Consider the following 22089-nt stretch of genomic DNA (forward strand, 5'->3'; position numbering starts at 1 on the left):
GCTTATAACTTAGATACTTCAAATTTCAGTGCTTTTACAAGAGCTTTGCTAGCAAACTTGTTATGAGCAAAGAACTTAACTTGTGAGATTAAACGCCTTAAATCATTTTTCTCGGCGTCATCTCGTCCTTTTAACTTATCTATTTCACTAACCGAATCAGTTTTAGGACGAAAAACATAAGGCATTAGTCCAAAAACGCGAATGTCTTTTTCCCACCAATATTGTAAATCAATGTCAACCGGACGAGAGAATGGTTGACTAGCCGCTAACAGCTTCTTCGCCCCCTCATAACTAACGACTTGAGCGCAGGTGCGAGCAGGAATCTTATCGTATGTGATCAGTTTATGGTTATTGATATCAATAGTATGGAGACTTTTTCTAGGACGGTCGTGTTCAGCCAACTTAATGTAATCCCAAGTTATCGGCGCTGAAGACACCGCTGCTAACATTGCAGAAAAATCATCAACAATATTAAAATCATCTTCTAGCACCACGGCAAAATCGAGCTTGTCATCAACAATTTTTTGCCAAACTTTACGGTGACTCAAATAACAACCGATTTCGCCTATATTGAGCTTTTTGTAATAAGCATTAGGTAACTGGTCGCTATATGCTTGAGTTAACTCTTGCCTGGACAAATCGGCACCATAAACAGCTGCAACTCTTTCAAAAGCAATATTGTGCTCTGTTAGCCTTTTTTCGCTATAAGCTAGCCTATCAGTTGACTTATCTAAGTTAATTAAAAAAGTTTTGTAGTTTACAGTCATTAAAGTACCCAAATATTGACAAGATTTACATTTTAAGCAAAAACCGCCAATCATTGTAGTTATCTCTCGATTATTTGGTAATAATTCATGAATTTTTCTATTTCATCAATTAAAATGCGGCGATACTTTCTATTTACTGGTCTTCAAACATTATGATGCAAACTAAAAGAGTTGCTATTTTTATCGATACCCTTGCTGGCGGTGGCGCCGAAAAAGTCATGATGTCTTTGGCTGACACTTTAGTCTCGCTTGGTCACCAACCTGAGTTAATCGTCTTAACCAGCCGTTTTGATTACGAGTTACCGACGAACTATCCTGTTCACGTTCTTTACACCGATAATAAAGCTAAAATCAACGGTTTTTTTGACACCGATAAACACGCTCAAAAACTCACTCAATTTATCGACAAACTTGAGACTTCTGGCAAATATGATCTATTTTTGTCAAATTTAGACGACTGTAATCGCATTGTCGCAGCTTGCAATTTTAGTCCTTGCTACTTCGTGATTCACAACTCGATTGAAGAAACCGTTAAACGCACCAAATTAATGGGGCCAATTAAATACGCTTTTTTACGCCAGTGTTTACAATCACTTAATGGCAAACAACTAATAACCGTTTCTGATGGTATTAAACAAGAATTAGAAACCGTTAAACGAATAAAGCCGAGTTCAATTCAAACAATCTACAACCCATTTAATGTCAACAAAATACGAGAGTTGGCTGAACAACCAGATGCAGATATTCCGCAAGATGACTACATCATTCACGTGGGCCGTTTTGCTAAGCAAAAGCGTCATGACATTCTGTTTAAAGCGTTGCGCAATGTTGATAGTAGGTACAAGCTAGTTTGCTTGTGTAATAAAGTCGGAAAAGCCAAAAAGCTTGCAGCAAAATATGGTATAGAAGACCGAGTAATCCTACCTGGCTTTAAACAAAATCCATATAACTGGATAGCCAATGCCAAAGCGCTAGTGTTAAGTTCTGACTTTGAGGGACTGCCAACGGTATTAATTGAAGCGCTAACGTGTAATACCATTCCTGTATCAACCATTTGTCCGCATGGCCCTGATGAAATATTAACAGGGGAGCTCAGCCATTATTTAGCACCAAGACGCAACCCTGAGGCACTGGCTGAAAAATTAAACGACGCCTTGCGTTCAAGCCATCAATCAAGCACGGCATTGAGTAACGCCGATATTTTCGCCAAGGTCGATGCAATAAAAGTGGCTGAACGCTATCTAGCGCTTACCAACTAGTGATGGTCCTCTAGCAATTTAACGATAGCTAATCAAATATTAGCTATCGTTAACTCAATCAATTATTAAGAATTACTTTGTCGAGCTGGCTTATTGTTTGTTTTTCGACGTCTATTATTTGCCCCCTTGCTCGCTTGTTTCTTACTAGGATTAGGCTTTTTACTATCACTAGTTTGAACTGACGCTGGTTTGCGCTCATTGTTTGAGTTAGCGTTTAAATTCCCTTTACCTTTGCGCTGTTGAGCGTTTTTCTTACCAGTAACAGAACGCTTTTGCTGTGTTTGCTTGTTATTAGATGGTTGCTTCTGCACTGAGCGCGGTTTAGCTTGAGCTTGTTTTTTAGGTGTAGAGCTGCCCGCTTCTGGATTTTCCTGACTCGTTTCAGGCTTTTTAACTTTGATTTTTTTCGGTTTTTTCTTTTTTAACGGCTTTATTACTCTCGATGCAGGCAATTCGTTATGGGTAGGAAATTGCGCCAAGGCTCGACGTGGAATATGTTGCTGAATAACGTATTCAATATCTTCAAGCTGCTTGTGCTCATCAGCACACACTAATGAAATCGCTTGCCCTTTACTGCCAGCGCGCCCTGTTCGACCAATGCGATGAACATAGTCTTCAGCAACGTTAGGCAAATCAAAGTTGACCACTTGCGGTAGTTGTTGAATATCAATACCACGAGCAGCAATATCAGTTGCCACCAGTACTCTAACTTCACCCGCTTTAAAGGCAGCGAGTGCTTTAGTGCGTGCCCCTTGGCTTTTATTGCCATGAATAGCCGCCGCACTAATGTTCTTAGTTTCTAAAAAACGGGCAATGCGATTAGCACCGTGTTTTGTTCGACTAAACACCAAAACTTGCTGCCAGTGCTCGGCTTCAATCAAGTGATGTAAGATATCTTGCTTGCGTTTTTTGTCGCTTGTAACTAACCAGTGTTCAATTGTTGCAGCTGTGGTATTAGCGGGATTCACCGAAACTCCGACCGGGTTGTTAACTACCGTTTGCGCGAGTTCGCGAATATCATCGGAAAACGTCGCTGAAAACAGTAAGTTCTGGCGCTGCTTGGGTAACAAGGCAAGAATTTTCTTGATATCGCGGATAAAGCCCATATCGAGCATGCGGTCAGCTTCATCTAACACTAAGATTTCAAGCTGGTCAAAATGAATGGCATTTTGGCTGTATAAGTCGAGCAATCGTCCGGGAGTTGCAACCAAAATATCAACGCCACCGCGCAAGCGCATCATTTGCGGATTGATCTTTACACCGCCAAACACAACTTCGGCTTTAATGGATAAATATTGGCTATAGACGCGAATATTGTCGTGTACCTGAGCAGCTAGCTCTCGAGTCGGCGTTAGTACCAAAGCTCTAACCCCATTGCCTTTACTGGCTTTATAGGCTTTAATTTGTGCCTTTTGTTTCGCTGATTTTTCACCATTGGCCAATAGTTCAAGCATCGGCAAGGTAAAGCTCGCGGTTTTTCCGGTACCGGTTTGGGCTGCTGCCATAACGTCTTTACCAGTTAAAACCGCGGGAATAGCCTTAGCTTGAATTGGCGATGGTTGGCTGTAGCCCTTTTCACTGAGCGCTTTGAGTAGCTCTGCAGATAAATCGAGATCAGAAAAACTAATCGAGGCGTTAGTGTTAGAAGTTGGAGCAACAGACATACAGTAAATACGGTCCTACCGGCAAAAAAGCGCTGAAGGATACAGTAAGCTTGGCTAATAAGCAATCAATAGCATGTCTGCGGTGCGCAATAGCGAGGTTTTTGATACAGTGGAATAATTATAATAGCAAATACAAGACTCGATACACGGCAGCAAAAATAGATGACTAAACCTCGAGACACCTTCGCTAAACAGCTTGCCAAACCAGTACACTGGTTAATGTTGCTGACCATGTTCGCCAATTGCGCGCTGTTAGTCCTAGAGCTGTCCAGTTGGATCAGCGCCATTATTGGCTTGTTACTCGTTTACCAAGCTTTGGTCATTTGTGAAAAAATCCGCTCCCCCAACAAACCGATGATTTGGCTAATCGCGATCACGGGAACTATTTTGTTAGCTTGGCAGAGCAAACAAAACGGTGTCTTAATTAGCATGCTCAATTTGCTTTGCTTTTCTTATGCCTTAAAACAATTTGAGCTCAATCGCAGGCAAGATTTTTATTTGCAGACGGTGCTTGGCATATTTGTCCTTGCCGCCGCGATGATTTTTCAGCAATCGCTAGAGATATCGGTGCTCTTTATCGCAGTACTCATACTTAATCTATTGCCGTTACTTTGCTACTTTTCAAGCGACAATTTTTCGATCCCCGTAACCAACAACCAAACTGGGATTAACAGGCAACCGAGAACAGCTCAGCAGCTCTCAGTCAATCAATACAAAACCCTTGTTTGGCATAGCACTCGACTTGTTTTACAAAGTATTCCCTTTGCTCTTGTCCTGTTCTTTCTGTTTCCGAGGTTAAGCCCGTTTTGGCAAGTGCCCTTGGCACAATCGGCAAAAACAGGCTTGTCTGATCAAGTATCCATTGGCGATATCAATCAACTAGTCCAATCAAATGAATTAGCCTTTCGGGCAACGTTTGAGTCGCCAGCACCAGCATTTAATCAGTTTTACTGGCGGACACTGGTGATGGAAGACTTTGATGGTAAAACTTGGAAAATTCGCAAAGAAAACCAGCGTAATTCAAACATTGCTAACACCAGCTCAAACAACAGTAATCAGCTATCTTCAATCAATAGTCAGATCAATTATCAAGGGCAACCACTACTATATAAGGTTATTGCTGAACCCAGTTATCAGTCTTGGTTATTTGCGCTTGATGTCGCCCAGCCGCCAGCGACAGAGCGCAATAAGCTAAATTTCACAACCGATTTCACGGTACAAGCAAAAGTCCCGCTGAGCCAAAAATTTAGCTACTCCATGCGCAGTTATCCCACTGCAACCATGTCAAAACAGTTGAGTCCTGATTCAAAGCAGCTAAATCGCGAGTTGCCTCAAGGTTCTAACCCTAGGTTAACCGCCTACGCCTTAGAGCTTAGGCAGCATTACGCTGATGATTTGACACTTGCACAAGCAGTACTTGAGCGCATCCGTCAACAAAACTACTTTTATACCTTAACACCACCATTGTTGACTAATGGTGAAAATCAGCAGCTCGACCAGTTCTTTTTTGATAGCCAGCAAGGCTTTTGCGTCCATTACGCTGCTAGTTTTACCTTTATTATGCGAGCGGCGGGTATACCTGCTCGACTCGTTACCGGCTACATGGGCGCAGAATACAATGAAAATGGCGGTTTTTATTCAATTTACCAACGTGATGCCCACGCATGGAGTGAAATTTGGCTTGAAGACAAGGGCTGGACGCGAGTAGACCCGACCGCAGCGGTCAGCCCAGAACGAGTCAACCAAGGCTTTGATCAAGTTAGCAGCCTTCAGCAATCATCCCTTTTGGGTTTTGCCAATTTACGCAAGATAGACTGGTTAAACAAAGTCAGGCAGCAACTGGATGCACTAGATTATTACTGGACGCGCTGGATTATTGGCTACAACAGCACTAACCAGTATCAGTTGTTTAAGCAACTTTTTGGCAAGATGCCTTTGTGGAAATTCGCGATTATAACAACCTTGTGCTTTGTGCTAGGCCTGAGTTTTATTTGGTGGCTCAACCGCGATAAAAAGTCACGACGAAACACAAACCAATGGCAAGGGTATTATCATGATTTAGCGACTCGACTTGCCAAAAAGAAATTAGTCAAACAGCCAAGGCAGTCACTTAGCGAATTTAGTCAATTAGTCGCGGCGCAATATCCAACGCATCGCGCCGAAGTAAACCACTTTTATCAAACTTACCAGCGCCTTGAATATCAAGCCCAAGACGACAACAGTCAAGAACAAGCATTACAGTCGTTAAAGCTCAGTTATCGAAAACTGAAAAAAGCGATTTAGGTCAATCAAATTAAAACAACAAAAAAGGAGACTTAATTGTCTCCTTTTTAATAGCGTTAAAACGCTACTCAACTACATATCCAGGTCGGTAAAAATTATTTAACCACAACATGCGGTGAGCGCTTAACTACCGCATCGTTAAGTTCAATACCAATACCGGGAACTTCGGTGACTTGGAAGAAGCCATCAACCGGCTGTGGATCTTGTAAACAAAGCTCACGGTTCCAGTCTTTTATCGCATACGTGTGATGCTCGTGAATCAAAAAGTTAGGGATTGCCGTTTCTAAGTGCAGCGACGCCGCGGTTGCCACTGGGCCACCACAAACGTGAGCCTGAATGCGAATATCGTAAACATCAGCGTAATCACACACTTTTTTCGCTTCTGTAAAACCACCACATAAACCAACATCAGGCTGCAGAACGTCAATACTTTGGTCTTCTAAATAAGGACGAATATCCCAACGGTGATACAAACGCTCGCCACCGGCAATTGGCACATTAACTCGATCAGAGACTTTTTTGTGTATTGCTGAATTCAAATAATTAACGGGCTCTTCGTAATACATACAGCCGATATCTTCAATAATTTCACCCATTTGAATAGCGCTAGCGGTGCCCATTAACGAGTGTGATTCAAAAATAATATCGCCGTCTTCACCCACGGCATCGCGAATCGCTTGCAAGCGCTCGCGGAATAATCGCATTTCGGGTTTGGTAAACAGCTTAGTGCGGTCGAAATACGAGTTGCCTTCTAAATCGTAAACAATTGGGTCAATTTTTACCGCGTCGTAACCGTCAGCAATTGCTTTTTCAGCCGCTCGCCCATAGTCTTCTGGCTTCAATAATTTGTTGACTTGAGTATCCCAGTCAAATTGTAACTGGCTGGCATAAGTGCGCAGTTTGTCGTTAACTTTACCACCAAGTAGTTGATAAACAGGAAGCTCTAATGCTTTGCCTTTGATATCCCAGAGCGCGGTGTCAATGGCACTCATCGCCGAATAAAGCACTGGCCCGCCGCCAAGTCCCCAGAAACTCTCTCTGAGCATGCGCGTCCATAAGAGTTCAGTTTGCATCGGATTAAAACCAATCAGCATCGCCTCAGCGATTTCTTTGATCATCGCAGCCGCCGCACTGTGGCCTAAGTCGTAGGCTAAGCCTGCTTCACCAACACCGGTTAAACCGTTGTCTGTGTAAATTCTGACAAAAACTGGGTTCCACTGTGGACGTTTAGGACAGTGAATATCAAAAATTTCTACTTGGGTAATTTTCATTTTTTACAGTTACTCTTTAAACAGCTGGCGTTTTTTTACTCGGCAAAAGAAGGATCGTGACGATAAGCTTTGCGCACCATCGCTGGCCATGATTTTTGACCGCCTGTTAGCCCAGTATGAACAATATTGGCCTGTGCTTTAATACCGTCAACAATAGCCTGTTCAACCAGTACAGGCTTCATGCCAGTCGACATAATTTGCAACTGTACCTGACAAGCGCGAGTTAAGTCGTACATGTGCATAAAAGCATCGCCGATGGTTTTACCTAAAGTAAGCCCGCCGTGATTGCGCAGCAACATAAAATTGCTATTACCTAAATCTTGCTGCAAACGAAGCTTTTCATCTTGATTAACGGCCAAGCCTTCGTAATCGTGATAACTCATCGATGCCAAGGCAAACATGGCATACTGACTCAGCGGCAGTAAGCCTTCTTCTAAGCTCGCGACGGCGATAGTTTCATTAGTGTGCAAATGTAAAACACACATCGCATCGTGACGAACTTGATGAATCGCACTGTGAATAGTAAAGCCAGCAGGGTTGATTTCAAAAGGACTATTTGGATCTAAGATATTGCCATCAATATCTATTTTGACCAGATTACTGGCAGTGATTTCATCAAAAGCCAAGCCAAAGGCATTAATCAAATAATGGTCAGTATTGGGAATACGGGCGGAGATATGCGTATAAATCAAATCATCCCAACCGTGCATCGCCACTAAACGGTAACAAGCGGCTAAGTCAACGCGAGTTTGCCACTCTAATTCGCTAATATCAGCTTTATTAACACCAGCAGGAATTGGGTATGGCTGTGGGCTACTGTGATTGTCGTGATTCAAACTCGTTACCCCATACCTTTAATGATAGCGCTGATTAGCATTATAAAAACTAATACCATAATAATTTTGCTGTATTTGCTTTGCTGTTCACCGTCGAGCGGTTTACCAAAACGTTCACCCAAAATAACCATTAAGGCCACACCACCAAAGACGGCAGCTAAAATAATTAATAGCGTCATTATATCGCTCTTATCATTAGTAAAAATAATCTGAAGTTAGCAAAGGAAATCATGCTAACAATGTCAAAATTGTTGTTATAATAACTGTTTACTAATCACTACGCTATGAGATCGATCAACTAATGGTTCAAAGTGCCGACTTTATTGAAAAGCGCCGTTTTATCATTGATTTGGGTAAAGCCCTGCATAAATTTGGTACTAACTCTTTTCGCACCGAAGCTCACTTACAAAGTGTTGCTAGCTTTTTGGGCGTCAAGGGATCGTTTATTATTACACCGACATCACTGACCTTTGTCTTATTTGACGGTGAAGAACAAGAATACAGCCATATTGCTCGCGTAAACCCGGGTGAGCTTGATCTCGGCTCCCTCGCTCGTACCGATGAACTGGTCGATGAACTCAGTAGCGGCCAACGCAACCTCTCAGAAGCGATTGATCGCTTAGAAGAAATAGCCAACAAACCAAATCCTTATGGCAAATTTTTAACCTTTACTGCCTTCGGTTTTTCCAGCGGTGCTTTCGCCATGCTGATGCACACCAGTTGGAATGACGTGTTTTGGTCAACCGTATTGGGCTTTCTAGTCGCTGTTTTCGTTTTTTGGTCTGAGCGTTCAAAACGCGTCACCGAAATGCTCGAACCTTTATCCGCGCTTAGTTGTGCGCTCTTGGCTTCGGCAATTACCAATATTGACCCCAGTATTAATATGCCACTGGTCATCCTTTCAGCGATAATCGTGTTTATTCCCGGTTTGTCACTAACGCTTGGCTTGTCAGAACTAGCCGCTCGTCACTTAATGTCCGGCACTGCACGGGTTATGGACGCAACTATGGTGCTGTTTAAGCTATATTTTGGCGCTGTTTTAGGGATGGCACTTGGCAATATTTTTTGGGGTACCGCTGAGTTTGTCGCACCTGAAACCATGCCCAACTGGACTGCTTGGATAGCAGTGACCATATTATCAATTACCCTAGTGATTCTGTTTAAAGTCAGAAAGAAAGACGCTCCTTGGGGCATTATTTGTGGCTACATTGCCTTTGGCGCCAGTATTTGGGCAAGTAATTATCTCGACTACGCGCTATCGGCCTTTGTCGGCTCATTTGCACTCGGTATCTACAGTAACTTGTTCTCTCGAATCATGAACTTGCCGTCGAGCATTGTGATGTTGCTTGGTCTCGTAGTGCTCGTGCCGGGCAGTAAAGTATACATCGGCTTGAGCAGTTTAGTGTCAGGACAGGTGATGCTTGAAACCCAAGGCGTTGGTGTGCAGACCTTTTTAATCTTTATGTCATTGGTTGCCGGACTTATTTTTGCTAATGTAGCGGTTCGCTCTCGAAAGAGTTTATAGATAATGGTGCGTCATCGGCTGATCATGTGATGACGTGCCTGCTTTACCGAGTATAAATGCAAAACAAATGACAGCAAAAAGCACTAAGCCCGAAAAAAAGAATTATCACCACGGAGATCTTCATCAAGCGTTATTGTTGAATGCTCGTCAAATGATTGAGCGCGATGGTGTCGATTCATTATCGCTTCGTAAGTTGGCGGAGCAAGTTGGCGTTTCACGAACGGCGGCTTATCACCACTTCAAAGATAAAAACGACTTGCTAATAGCCATTGCTAGCCAAGGTTTTCAAGAGTGGCAGCAACTTTGCCAGCAGTTTTTCGCCGTTCAAACAAGTGAAGGCAGCCATCAAACAACCAACTCGCTTGGCCCGGAGGCTTTTGCCCGTTTTTTTCAAACATATATTGAATACGCCACCAATAACCCTGCGATTTACCAACTCATGTTTGGCGACACCCTATGGCCCAACACCAGTCCAGACGAAACCATTAAGCTCACTCAAACCGCCCACCCTTGCTTTCAGTATCAATTAGAGCTAACCAAACAGTGGCAACAACAAGGTATTTTAAGTCCGTCAGAAGATTCTCTTAGGCTCACTCAAGTAACCTGGGCAACTATGCATGGTATCGCACGGCTAGTCATCGACGGTGTTTATCAACAAGGTGCGAGTATTGACGATATTTGCCAGTGCGCTATCAATTTGTTGCTCAATAAAACCGACAGTCAACTGAGCTAATTTATCTCCTCGTAAAGCTTTTCTGACACTAGCATCTTAAAAAGTGTCAGAAAATGTTAATAGCCTGATCCAAAACTGGCATTAAGGTTAACAAGTGTTTACTATCAGCCCGTCTACTTTTCTTCAAAATAGAGAAAATTTTATGAAAACTATATTAACCAGCGCTGCGTGCGCTTCACTACTCGTGCTATCTGCTTGTAGTCACGATGTTGCACAAAAGACTGATGCACCTGCTATCAAAAAAACAGCACTTGCTTCAGGTATTGAAAAAGCCAATATTGACAACAGTGTTCGTCCTCAAGACAACTTTTATCAATACGTTAACGGCGGCTGGTTAAAAACTCATGATATTCCAGGTGACAAAACTGCAATTGGTTCTTTTTACGATTTGCGTGATAAGGCCGATGCCGACGTTAAAGCGATTATTGAAAGCCTAGCAGCAACACCGAACCTAAAAGCGGGTTCGGATGAACAAAAAGTAGCAGATTTATTCCGTGCTTACATGGATCAAGAAACTCGCGACAGTCTAGGAATCAAGCCGGTTCAAGCGTTACTGTCACAAATCAACGGTCTACAAGACAAAGATCAATTAGTTGAGTTTTTTGGTCAATCGCAAGCGGCTGGCGTGGGCGGTCCAATGATCTTATATGTGAGTGTAGATGCTAAAGACTCAAGCCGTTACGCCACCCATATTTGGCAAGGTGGCCTAGGTTTGCCAGACAAAGATTACTACTTTAACGACGCAGAACGCTTTGTTAACTTGCGCGACGGTTACAGCAAACACATTGCCAAAATGTTTGACCTAGCGGGCCTTGAAAACGGCGAGCAAGCAGGCAAAACCATTTTAGACCTAGAAACAAAAATCGCCGAGTACCATTGGACTCGCGTACAAAGCCGAGACAGTGAAAAGCGCTACAACAAGTTTGAAACAGCGAAACTCAACGAGCTCAGCGACACCATTAACTGGCAAGGCTTTTTAGCTGCGCAAGGCGTTGGCTCAGAAAAAGATATCATTATTAACCAGCCAGACTTTATTCAAGGCCTTGGTAAACTCATTAATGATGTATCACTTGAAGATTGGCAAACCTATTTAACCTTCCACACCTTGAGTAACTTTGCCAGCTACTTAACTGCAGATTTAGACAACGAAAACTTTGAGTTTTTCTCTAAGCAATTAAGCGGCCGTCAAGAACAACGTCCACAATGGAAACGCGGCGTTGCTATAGTAAACCAAAATGTTGGCGAAGTTATCGGTAAAGTGTACGTCAGTCGCCACTTCACACCTGAAGCGAAAGCGCGTATGGGTGTATTGGTTGAAAACTTGCGTTCAGCGTATGGCGCGAGCATTAATGATCTTGACTGGATGTCTGACGATACCAAAAAAGCTGCTCAGGTCAAACTCGCTGCTTTCACTCCCAAAATTGGCTACCCAGATAAATGGCAAGACTACTCAGCGCTTGAAATTAAAGGTGACGATCTAGTCGGCAATATCATTCGCTCAAGTGAACTATCTCACCAACGCGATATTGAAAAACTGGGCGGACCAATCCAAACTTGGGAATGGTTGATGACTCCACAAACGGTCAATGCCTACTACAATCCAACGGTTAATGAGATCGTTTTCCCTGCCGCTATTTTACAACCACCATTTTTCAATATGGCAGCTGATGACGCAGTCAACTACGGCGGCATTGGTGCAGTAATTGGTCACGAAATGGGTCACGGTTTTGACGACCAAGGCAGCCGCTACGACGCCGAAGGCAACTTGCGCAACTGGTGGACAGACCAAGATTTAGAGAAGTTTAAAGAACGCACTAAAGTATTAGTTGAGCAATACGCTGACTATCAAGTATTTGACGATTTAAACGTCAATGGTGAGCTTACGCTTGGTGAAAACATCGGTGACTTATCTGGCTTAACTATCGCCTACAAGGCATACAAAGCATCCCTGAACGGCAAAGAAGCACCGGTTATCGATGGTTTAACTGGCGACCAACGCTTCTTTATGGGTTTTACTCAAATTTGGCGTTCAAAAATTGTTGAACAGTCAATGCGCAACCGCGTTGCAACAGACCCTCACTCACCGGGCGAATTCCGCGCAGTCGGTTCTCTGTCTAACATGAACGAATTCTACGAAGCGTTCGATGTTAAAGAAGGTGACGGTATGTATCTAGCGCCTGAGAAACGAGTAAAAATTTGGTAATCAGCCAATATTAATCGGGATAAAAGCAAGCTTCGGCTTGCTTTTATTTTTATCAGTACTTGTTAACCTAAACCAAGCTAAAGCGCAAATTAGCTTGCTAACGACGCTTTTGTTAGACATTCCTCCAAAAGCCGATTATCCTTGAGCGATAAGAATTTCCCGGTTATTGCCCACCAACTTAGTTACCTCTTATAACTTCGATTATCGCGCCAATAACACGGGTGACAACGATAAAGAGTACAATATGACATATGCCGCTATTACTGGCTGGGGCAAGTGCATGCCGCCAGCAACCTTATCAAATGACGACTTAGCCACCTTTTTAGAAACCAATGACGAGTGGATCACGACTCGCACAGGGATGAAAGAGCGTCGTATTTCCCATGTTAACGTCAGTGAATTGGGCGCAATCGCCTGTCAGCACGCACTTGCTGCAGCAGGCAAAACCGCCCTAGACGTTGAGATGATTGTATTTGCCAGCACAAGTTTCGATGAATACTGTCCAAATGCCGCCTCTAATGTGCAAAAAATTATCGGTGCCGACAACGCTGCTTGTATGGATGTAAACACCGCCTGTACCGGTGGTATGTACGCCTTCACTACCGCAAACGCGATGATTAAAACCGGTGTCGTCAAGTCTGCGCTTGTCATTGGCGCTGAAACCATTTCAAAATTAATGGAATGGACTAATCGCGACGTCGCAGTACTATTTGGTGATGGCGCTGCTGCACTTTACCTTGAAGCATCAGAACAAGAAACTGGCTTATTGGCAGAGTCTTTGGGTTGTTACGGTGAGTCTCGCGACATTTTATCGGTTGCCGGTTTGGGCAGTAAATACGCAAACCAAGGCCGCATGATGGGTAAGACTGAGTGGCAGTTTTTAGGCCAAGAGATTTTCAAGAAAGCGGTTAATGGCATGGCCCAAGCTTGTGAAAAAACGCTTGAAAAGCTTGGCGTTAACAGCGAGCAAATTGACCTTGTCGTGCCGCACCAAGCCAATCTGAGAATTATTGATACTCTTGCTAAGAAGCTTAAACTCGATAGCGACAAAGTGTTCGTGAATATTCAAAAGTACGCCAACATGTCATCAGCGACCACCTTGGTAGCTTTTGTTGAAGCCATTGAAGAACAAAGAGTTAAGCCAAACAGCTTAATTTTACTTCCCGCCTTTGGCGGCGGCCTAACTTGGAGTGCTCACGCCGTTCGTTTTGGTGACAGAACAACGCCAATCGCAAGCTCTGACGCCAGTTTACCGCCTTGTCAGCAAACTGGGCTAGAGATGGTGCAAGAGATCATGGAAAAGCATCAACAAAGCGTTGGAAAATAGCTGAATAACAAAACGGGCACTGCGCCCGTTTTTTTTACCTCTCAGAACACCTATCAAGCTCGCCATTCAACAGAAAAAACTCGCCACTAATCGCAAAGCTGAACAATTATTAGCTATAGTCAGTTCTACAGTGCATCAACTAGTAACAAAAACTAGCAACGCCATAGCTAGTTTATAACAGAGCTAATAAACATGAGATTACTTACCATTCTTTTACTGTCAGTGACAGTGTTCGCCAGTACCTTAATTAACACAGCACATGCTGAAAACAGTGAGCAAGCGAGCCCCATCGGCGGCGTTGATCACGTCGGCTTAGCGGTATCAAATCTAGAAAAGTCTAAAAATTTCTTTGTTGACACCTTAAAGTTTCGAGTTTTGGGCAAAGATACTAGCTATCCCGCTTACTTCCTCAATAATGGCAGTATCACAGTCACTCTGTGGCAAACCACAAATGGTGAACACGCAACACCGTTTAATCGCAAAACCAACGTTGGTCTTCACCATTTGGCTTTTCAAGTTGAAAGTGAAAAGAAACTCAACGAGCTTCACCTGCTGTTGAAAAAAGCCCCGGAAGTAAAAATTGAATTTGCCCCTGAAAATTTAGGCAATGGCCCAACGAAACACATGATGATTCGAGAGCCTAGCGGCAACCGCCTAGAGTTTATCGCGCGCGGCAAAAGAAAATAGTCAGCCCTGGTTTGATGAAGCTGTTTCTGCTTCATCAAATTCTTCCTCAAACTAATTCTTAGTAGCACTCACCCGACAAGCTAGCTACAATACAGCCATTATTTTTATTCATATTTCTCAAGGGCTGTATTAATGGCATTACCTGATAAATTTATTTACTCGATGAACCGCGTGAGCAAGGTGGTTCCTCCTAAACGCACCATTTTAAAAGACATTTCGCTATCGTTTTTCCCTGGCGCTAAAATTGGTGTTTTGGGTTTGAACGGTGCCGGTAAATCAACATTACTGCGCATTATGGCCGGTGTTGATACCGAATTTGAAGGTGAAGCAAAAGCGTTAGCGGGCACTAATATTGGTTACTTGCCACAAGAACCAGAATTAGACGAAAGCAAAACCGTGCGCGAAGTGGTTGAAGAAGCCGTTTCTGTGGTGAAAGACGCAATGGCTCGTCTTGATGCCGTTTACGCAGCTTACGCCGAGCCTGATGCTGATTTTGACGCTTTGGCTAAAGAGCAAGGCGAATTAGAAGCCATTCTAGCGACACACGACGCCCATAGCCTTGAAAACCAATTAGAGCGCGCAGCCGACGCGTTAAGATTACCTGAGTGGGATCAAAAAATTGGCGTGCTCAGTGGTGGTGAGCGTCGCCGTGTTGCCCTATGTCGCTTATTACTACAAAAACCAGACATGTTGTTACTCGACGAACCAACCAACCACTTAGATGCCGAATCAGTTGCTTGGTTAGAGCGCTTCTTACACGACTACACCGGCACAGTGGTTGCCATTACCCATGATAGATATTTCTTAGACAATGTTGCCGGTTGGATTCTAGAGCTAGACCGCGGCCATGGTATTCCATGGGAAGGCAACTATTCATCATGGCTAGAGCAAAAGGACGCCCGTTTGCAGCAAGAAGCAAAAGGTGAAAAGGCACTGCAAAAAACCATCAAGCAAGAACTAGAATGGGTGCGTCAAAATCCAAAAGCACGCCAAGCGAAAAACAAAGCGCGGATGGCGCGTTTTGAAGAGCTCAACAATCAAGATGTTCAAAAGCGTAACGAAACCAACGAACTCTACATTCCACCGGGTCCACGCTTAGGTGACAAAGTACTCGACGTTAACCACCTAACTAAGTCATACAACGGCCGTGTTTTAATTGACGACTTGAGTTTTAGCATTCCAAAGGGTGCGATTGTCGGTATCATTGGTGCTAACGGTGCCGGTAAATCAACCTTGTTCAAAATGTTGTCAAACACCGAGCAACCAGATTCAGGCAGCGTTGAACTAGGTGAAACGGTAAAACTTGCCAGTGTTGATCAATTCCGCGACGACATGGTCGATAGCAATACGGTTTACCAAGAAATTTCTGAAGGTCACGACATTATCCAAATTGGTAGCTTTGAAATTCAGTCACGTGCTTACTGTAGCCGTTTCAACTTCAAAGGTAACGACCAACAAAAATTAATCGGTGAGTTGTCGGGTGGTGAACGCAACCGTGTTCACTTGGCAAAACTAGTGAAAACCGGTGGTAACTTGTTACTACTTGATGAACCAACCAACGACTTAGACGTTGAAACCTTGCGTGCACTTGAAGAAGCACTGCTCGACTTCGCTGGCTGTGCCATGGTTATTTCCCATGACCGTTGGTTCCTTGACCGTATCGCCACTCACATTATCGACTACCGCGACGAAGGCCAAGTAAACTTCTTTGAAGGTAACTTCTCTGATTACAACGAGTGGCTCAAGAAAACGCTTGGCCCTGCTGCGCTTGAGCCGCACAGAATTAAATACAAAAAAATCAACTAGCGTAATTAGGGCGTGTTGAACTTTCGAGATTGAATTTTGTTCAATCCAAACGCTTGCTGATCGCGGCGCTCGGGCTGTAGCATAGTTGTTCTATGTAAAAACCGAGCAACAATGAGCAGGAAGCGTTTAGATGACCCCGAAGGGCAGCGCCTGTTGGGCTTTTCTACTTCGTTGTCGCAGGGTTTGTGTAGAACAACTACACGACACCTGCTCCGCCTTGTATAAAAACCCGACAGACTGCTGCAAAAACAATCCTGAAAGTTCAACACGCCCTTACCTCATTGCGAGCGCAATCGTTTGTGCTCGCAACTTTCTTTTCTACTTACTCCTTCAACCAAATCTCCTGCCACAATCTTGCCATTAGCATCAAACGATGCTTTGTTGTTTTATTTAATGCATTAAACCGTAAATATCGCTATGCTAAAACTATTGTTAGTAAATTTATCAAGCCTCGTATTTTATGGAAAACAGACGTCAATTTAGTCGCATTGTATTTTCGAGTCAGGCTCAATTAACGCTTGAGCAACAACACTTTACCGTCAATATTTTTGATTTGTCATTAAAAGGTGCGCTGGTCAGCACGCCAGATCCCAAACAACACTTTGTCGAGCAACACGGCTTGCTAAAATTTCAACTGAACGACAGTGACTTAACCGTGACCATGGCGGTAAAAGTCGCCCATCAAGAACCAGAAGTGGTCGGTTTAACCTGTACCAGTATTGATCTAGACAGTATCTCTTATTTGCGCCGCATGGTTGAACTCAACCTAGGTGATGCCGAGCAACTCAACCTCGAGCTTAGCCAATTGAGCAAGTTATAAAGCGCTTAACCATTTATTACACCCAAATTTAAGGAACTAGATATGAAGCATTTAGTTATCTCATTTGTTAGTGAAGATCGCCCCGGCCTAGTTGAACTATTATCAAATACTATCAAGCAACACCAAGGCAACTGGCAAACTTCTAGTATGCATCACCTGTCAGGTTATTTTGCCGGTGTTTTGGAAGTTGCTGTTGCTGAACAACATCACCAAGAGTTAATAGACGCCCTTAACGCCATGTCTGCATTTCAGTTAACCATAGCGACAGCTTCGTCGGCGACTGAATTGGCTGCACAAGCAGTCACGTTAGAGCTCACTGCCAATGACCGTCCGGGCATTGTCCAAGATATTTCTTCGGCCATTCACAAGCAAGGTGGTAACCTCGTCAAATTGGTTAGTACTCAACAAGCCGCTGCCCACACCGGCCAAACCATGTTTACCGCTAAAGCGAAAATTGAAGTAAACCAAGATGATATTGAGCAAATGGTTGAGGCACTTGAAAGCTTAGCAGATGATCTAATGGTAGATATTTCGCGCTAATCCGCAGCGTTCACTTTGTGAGCACGCCAGAGCAAATTATTGATCTGGCACAACCCTCAATGTCGCGAAAGCGTCATAATTTGGTAGTAAACTAGTGCAATTCAACTGTGTGAGTATAGTAATACTTGGCTCGGTACTAATACAGCCGAATACGTAAAAAATCCGACCAAGGAATTTTATCAAGGTTTATCAAATACATTATGAGTGACTCTCGTCTATTTTTCGACAAAGAACTAAGTTGGTTATCTTTTAACGAACGCGTACTGCAAGAAGCGCAAGATGCCTCAGTACCGATTATTGAACGCATCCGCTTTTTGGGCATTTACTCGTCGAATCAAGATGAATTCTTTCGGGTTAGAGTCGCTCGGATTCGCAGGCAAGCCTTGGTGGAACGGGCAAAAAACCGCGCTGATATGACGGAAAAAGACACTTGGTCAAGCTTACTCAACGACATTATTGCCAAGGTTGCGACATTAACGGAAAAATTCCGCGAAACCTCGGAACAAGTCTTTGCTGAGCTGGCAGAACACAACATCGATTTATTATTCAACGATGAAAGTGGCAAAGCCTTCGCAAAAGGGCTTAGTAAACAACAAATCGAATGGATGTCGACCTTTTTCGACAATCACGTACTCAAACACATTACACCAGTCATTATTAACAACAGCACTGATCTCTCTGAGTGCCTTAATGACGATGGTATTTATTTTCTCGCCGGCCTCAATTATCACGACAGTGTGCAATACGCCTTAGTCGAGATTCCTCGGGAAGAAGTTGACCGCTTTATTATTTTGCCTGAAGCTGAACATTCAAAAGTAAAACACATAGTGATGCTCGACGATGTTGTGCGCTACTTTATGGATAACATCTTCCAAGGCTTTTTCGAGTTCGATTCGATTGACGCTTACTCAATCAAACTAACGCGCGACGCCGAATACAACCTCAATGATGAGCTTGATCAAAGCTTGTTAGACAAAATGTCAAAAGGCTTAAAGCAGCGTTTAAAAGCCGAACCAGTGCGCCTTGGTTACGACCAAAATATGCCACCTGAAATGGTTAAGTTTTTGCGCAAGTCTTTGCGTATTAAAGAACTAGACAACCTAGTTGGCAGTGTTCGTTACCGCCATTTTAAAGACTTTTTAAGTTTCCCTAACTTAGGTGGCAAAGAGCTCGAAAAAACCGATATTCAAGCGCTAGATGCCGCGGCATTTAAGCACTTTCCATCAGTGTTCGACGCCATCAGTCAGCAAGACATATTACTTTATTACCCGTACTACAAATTTAAGCACTTTACCGAATTTGTTCGCCAAGCGTCTTACGATCCCGCGGTACGCGAAATTAAGCTCAACATTTACCGGGTCGCCAAAAACTCACAGATTATCTACTCATTAACCGAAGCGGTTAAAAACGGTAAGCAAGTGACAGTAGTGGTTGAACTCAGAGCGCGCTTTGACGAACAAGCCAACATTGAATGGGCGAAGTTGATGAAAGATGCTGGTATCAATGTTGAGTTTGGTATCGACAGCTTGAAAATTCATTCAAAGCTTTGCCTCGTCAGTCGCGTTGAAAACGACAAATTAGTCCGTTATGCCCATATTGGTACTGGTAATTTCCACGAGAAAAATGCCCGTATTTACACCGACTTTACCTTGTTCACGAAACACAAGGAAATCGCGCAAGAAGTCGACAATGCCTTTTCGTTTATCGCCCACAGTTATAAGCGTTTTCGTTTCAACCATTTAATTGTTTCACCGTTGACCTCTCGCCGTCGTTTATATCAACTGATCGATAATGAAATTGAGTTTGCCAATCAAGGTAAAAAGGCAGAAATCACCATTAAGGTTAACAACTTAGTTGATACCGGCCTGATCAACCGACTTTACAACGCCAGTAGTTCAGGAGTTAAAATCAAACTGATTGTTCGCGGTATGTGTGCGCTTGTTTCGGGCATTAAAGGGGTTAGCGATAACATCAAGGCGATTTCGATTGTTGATCAATTCCTTGAGCACCCGCGCGTTATGGTCTTTCACAACGGCGGCGAAAAGTCAGTCTACATTAGCTCTGCCGACTGGATGGAGCGCAACATCGACCAGCGCGTTGAAATTGGCTGCCCAATTTACGACGAAAAACTCAAGAAGCGCATTATCGATATTTTAGCGCTACACTTTAAAGACACCACCAAAGCACGTGTGATAAATCAGCAACAAAACAATCGTTATGTTGCCAAAGGCAACCGAAAACCATTAAGATCGCAAATCGCTATTTACGATTACCTTTGCGAGCAAGAGCAAGCTGATTTAGCTGCTTGGCAACAAAGTGATACCGAGGAGTAGCACATCCACTGATTTTAGTGCCAGCCACTAGCAAGACGCTATTTGCTGGCACGCCAAACGAAATGGTACTCAACACTACATGTCGACCGATTTACACTGCCCAGATGCCTCACTAGACATTCCAGAAAACAACCTCGCCGCTTTAGATATTGGCTCCAACAGCTTTCACTTTGTTTTAGCTCGTGTTGTCGATAACAACTTGCAAATTCTTCACTCGGAAAAATACCAGGTTAAACTCGCTTCTGGCCTAGACGAGGACGACATCCTCGACCAAGCGGCAATCGACCGCGGCCTGCAAACCCTGTCAGACTTGGCAATTACCGCTGCTAAGCTCAATGCCGATAACTTTCGCGTGGTGGCAACTTACACCTTGCGTCAGGCGAAAAATGCACGGGCATTTTTACAAGCAGCCGCCGAGGTGTTTCCGTTCGATATCGAAATTATTTCTGGTCACGAAGAAGCGCGTTTAATTTATCAAGGCGTCGCCCACTACTCACCGCCCGACGAAAAGCGCTTAGTAATCGATATCGGTGGCGGCAGTACCGAATGTGTTATTGGCAAGAACTACGACGTTTTAAACTTATCGAGCGTCAATATTGGCTGTGTCAGCTTTAAACGTCGATTTTTCAGCGATGATACCATCACGACACAGGCCTTTGACCGCGCCATTTTGTTTGCTCGCATGGAAATTGAAGCCTTGGTTAATCGCTTTCGCAAAACTAGCTGGCAGCAAGCGCTCGGCACCTCAGGAACGATTAAAAGCATTTACCAAATTATCAATGCCAGTAACAATGCCGAAAATGAGCTGCCAAGACCGATTAAACTCTCAGATCTCAATGCCCTAAAACAGCAACTGATTGAGTTTGGCCACACCGACAACATCGAGCTAGCTAATTTAAAAGAAAGTCGCAAAGCGATTTTATGTCCGGGTTTGGCGATATTAATTGCCTTAGTCGACATGCTCAAAATAACTGAAATAGATTACTGCGACTATGCGCTGCGAGAAGGTGTATTGTGTGAACAGTTAGAACAACAGTTAGACCATGATAGTCGCGCTCGCACTATTACTAGTCTGCAAAGCCGTTTTAACGTCGATACTGAGCAGGCTGACAAAGTAGCAACCAGCGCATTAGCCATGTTTGACGCGGTTAATAGCCGCTGGCAATTGCCGAAAAAGAATTATCGCGACTTGCTCAATTGGTCGATTCAAGTCCATGAAATTGGCCTCGACATCAACCCGTCGGGCTATCACAAGCACAGCAAGTACATCTTACAAAACGCCGATTTACCCGGCTTTAACCAAGAGCAGATGCAGGCACTGGCATGGCTTGTCGGCAATCAGCGCAAGAAAATTAATTCATTAGAGGAGAACAACTGGTATTTACTCAACCAGACATCGGTTAACAAAATACTGGTGTTAATGCGCCTGTCAGTTTTATTAAGCCAGCAGCGCCAGCTTTCACCCTCGCCAATTGTTGAACTCAAGGTCGATGAAAATAGTGTTACTTTGACCTTCGAGCAAAATTGGCTCAACGAAAAACCGCTGATTTACGCCGACTTACAACTCGAACAAGAGTATTTGCAAAGCTTAGCGATAGAATTGAAGATAGAAACCTGTTGAGTACAATTTAACAAACAGACAAAAGTAAAAAATAATAAAAAAGTGGGAACTATTTTACCGATAATCGTTCTTATTAACTGAAAGCATATTACTCCCTAGACTGCTTTCTCTCAGTATTTTTCAGCGCTACCTTTGGTAGCGCTTTTTTTATGTTCAGGAAGAACGGTATAGCGCGGTGCCATGGATGGCAAGGAGCGCATATGTTCACGTGTAAAGGGAGCTTACGAGGTAGAGCGAAGCATGGAGGCCCGAGCCGAGGAAGAACGGTCAGGCTTTATGCTCCTGCAAAGCCTAAGTACCTACATCCATGTCGGCAATATCGCCGTGCCATGGTCTTTACCGCTATCCCTAGCTACCAAGACATTAGTACATCCTAAACGTCAGATGGCAAGGAGCGTTATTTAACAGCCCCTA

General features: G+C 43.7%; 18 protein-coding genes. 13 read left to right on the forward strand and 5 right to left on the reverse strand.

Annotated elements, in window-relative coordinates:
• Positions 1-2: 2 nt before the first annotated feature.
• A complete protein-coding gene (locus J7384_RS02480) occupies positions 3-767 on the reverse strand; it encodes a glycosyltransferase family 25 protein (protein WP_209110978.1) in 765 nt (254 codons plus the stop codon).
• 152 nt (positions 768-919) lie between these two features.
• On the opposite strand from J7384_RS02480, the gene J7384_RS02485 reads away from it, so the two are divergent.
• Positions 920-2026, forward strand: a complete 1107-nt coding sequence (locus J7384_RS02485) for a glycosyltransferase (protein WP_209110980.1) — start codon at positions 920-922, stop codon at positions 2024-2026.
• A gap of 65 nt (positions 2027-2091) precedes the next feature.
• Here J7384_RS02485 and J7384_RS02490 read toward each other — a convergent pair whose 3' ends face one another.
• Positions 2092-3690: a DEAD/DEAH box helicase gene (locus tag J7384_RS02490; RefSeq protein ID WP_247741570.1), complete on the reverse strand. Its 1599-nt coding sequence runs from the start codon at positions 3688-3690 to the stop codon at positions 2092-2094.
• 162 nt (positions 3691-3852) lie between these two features.
• Between J7384_RS02490 and J7384_RS02495 the strand changes: the two genes are divergently transcribed.
• Positions 3853-5973: a DUF3488 and transglutaminase-like domain-containing protein gene (locus J7384_RS02495; RefSeq protein ID WP_209110982.1), complete on the forward strand. Its 2121-nt coding sequence runs from the start codon at positions 3853-3855 to the stop codon at positions 5971-5973.
• Positions 5974-6068: 95 nt separating this feature from the next.
• On the opposite strand, the gene J7384_RS02500 is transcribed toward J7384_RS02495, so the two are convergent.
• Genes J7384_RS02500 through J7384_RS02510 form a run of 3 tightly spaced genes read right to left on the reverse strand, consistent with a single transcriptional unit; the run spans position 6069 to position 8259 of the window.
• Positions 6069-7244, reverse strand: coding sequence for a mandelate racemase/muconate lactonizing enzyme family protein (locus J7384_RS02500; protein WP_209110984.1), 1176 nt, complete (start codon positions 7242-7244; stop codon positions 6069-6071).
• A 35-nt stretch (positions 7245-7279) separates the two neighbouring features.
• Entirely contained in the window at positions 7280-8041 is a 762-nt protein-coding gene (locus J7384_RS02505; protein ID WP_209111292.1) for a class II aldolase/adducin family protein, read from the reverse strand.
• Between the two features lie 44 nt (positions 8042-8085).
• A complete protein-coding gene (locus J7384_RS02510) occupies positions 8086-8259 on the reverse strand; it encodes a hypothetical protein (protein ID WP_209110985.1) in 174 nt (57 codons plus the stop codon).
• A 122-nt stretch (positions 8260-8381) separates the two neighbouring features.
• Between J7384_RS02510 and J7384_RS02515 the strand changes: the two genes are divergently transcribed.
• From J7384_RS02515 to J7384_RS02565, 11 genes are all read left to right on the forward strand, one after another.
• A complete protein-coding gene (locus J7384_RS02515; protein ID WP_209110987.1) occupies positions 8382-9605 on the forward strand; it encodes a threonine/serine exporter family protein in 1224 nt (407 codons plus the stop codon).
• A gap of 67 nt (positions 9606-9672) precedes the next feature.
• Positions 9673-10338 (forward strand): TetR/AcrR family transcriptional regulator, encoded by a 666-nt coding sequence (locus J7384_RS02520; protein ID WP_209110989.1) that lies wholly within the window; start codon positions 9673-9675, stop codon positions 10336-10338.
• A 142-nt stretch (positions 10339-10480) separates the two neighbouring features.
• Complete coding sequence (locus tag J7384_RS02525; protein WP_209110991.1) at positions 10481-12541, forward strand: M13-type metalloendopeptidase; 2061 nt, start codon at positions 10481-10483, stop codon at positions 12539-12541.
• A gap of 166 nt (positions 12542-12707) precedes the next feature.
• A complete protein-coding gene (locus J7384_RS02530) occupies positions 12708-13868 on the forward strand; it encodes a ketoacyl-ACP synthase III (RefSeq protein WP_209110993.1) in 1161 nt (386 codons plus the stop codon).
• A gap of 192 nt (positions 13869-14060) precedes the next feature.
• Entirely contained in the window at positions 14061-14555 is a 495-nt protein-coding gene (locus tag J7384_RS02535; protein WP_209110995.1) for a VOC family protein, read from the forward strand.
• 132 nt (positions 14556-14687) lie between these two features.
• On the forward strand, positions 14688-16361 hold the full coding sequence (gene ettA, locus J7384_RS02540; RefSeq protein ID WP_209110997.1) for an energy-dependent translational throttle protein EttA: 1674 nt from the start codon (positions 14688-14690) through the stop codon (positions 16359-16361).
• Positions 16362-16821: 460 nt separating this feature from the next.
• On the forward strand, positions 16822-17181 hold the full coding sequence (locus J7384_RS02545; protein ID WP_209110999.1) for a PilZ domain-containing protein: 360 nt from the start codon (positions 16822-16824) through the stop codon (positions 17179-17181).
• Between the two features lie 42 nt (positions 17182-17223).
• On the forward strand, positions 17224-17721 hold the full coding sequence (locus tag J7384_RS02550) for an ACT domain-containing protein (protein WP_209111001.1): 498 nt from the start codon (positions 17224-17226) through the stop codon (positions 17719-17721).
• A gap of 200 nt (positions 17722-17921) precedes the next feature.
• Positions 17922-20054 (forward strand): polyphosphate kinase 1, encoded by a 2133-nt coding sequence (gene ppk1, locus J7384_RS02555; protein WP_209111008.1) that lies wholly within the window; start codon positions 17922-17924, stop codon positions 20052-20054.
• Positions 20055-20133: 79 nt separating this feature from the next.
• Positions 20134-21675, forward strand: a complete 1542-nt coding sequence (locus J7384_RS02560) for an exopolyphosphatase (protein WP_209111010.1) — start codon at positions 20134-20136, stop codon at positions 21673-21675.
• Positions 21676-21875: 200 nt separating this feature from the next.
• Complete coding sequence (locus J7384_RS02565; RefSeq protein WP_209111012.1) at positions 21876-22052, forward strand: hypothetical protein; 177 nt, start codon at positions 21876-21878, stop codon at positions 22050-22052.
• The last annotated feature ends 37 nt before the right edge of the window (positions 22053-22089 follow it).

The sequence above is a fragment of the Endozoicomonas sp. G2_1 genome (genome assembly GCF_017744155.1).
Classification (GTDB): Bacteria; Pseudomonadota; Gammaproteobacteria; order Enterobacterales; family Alteromonadaceae; genus JAGHQT01.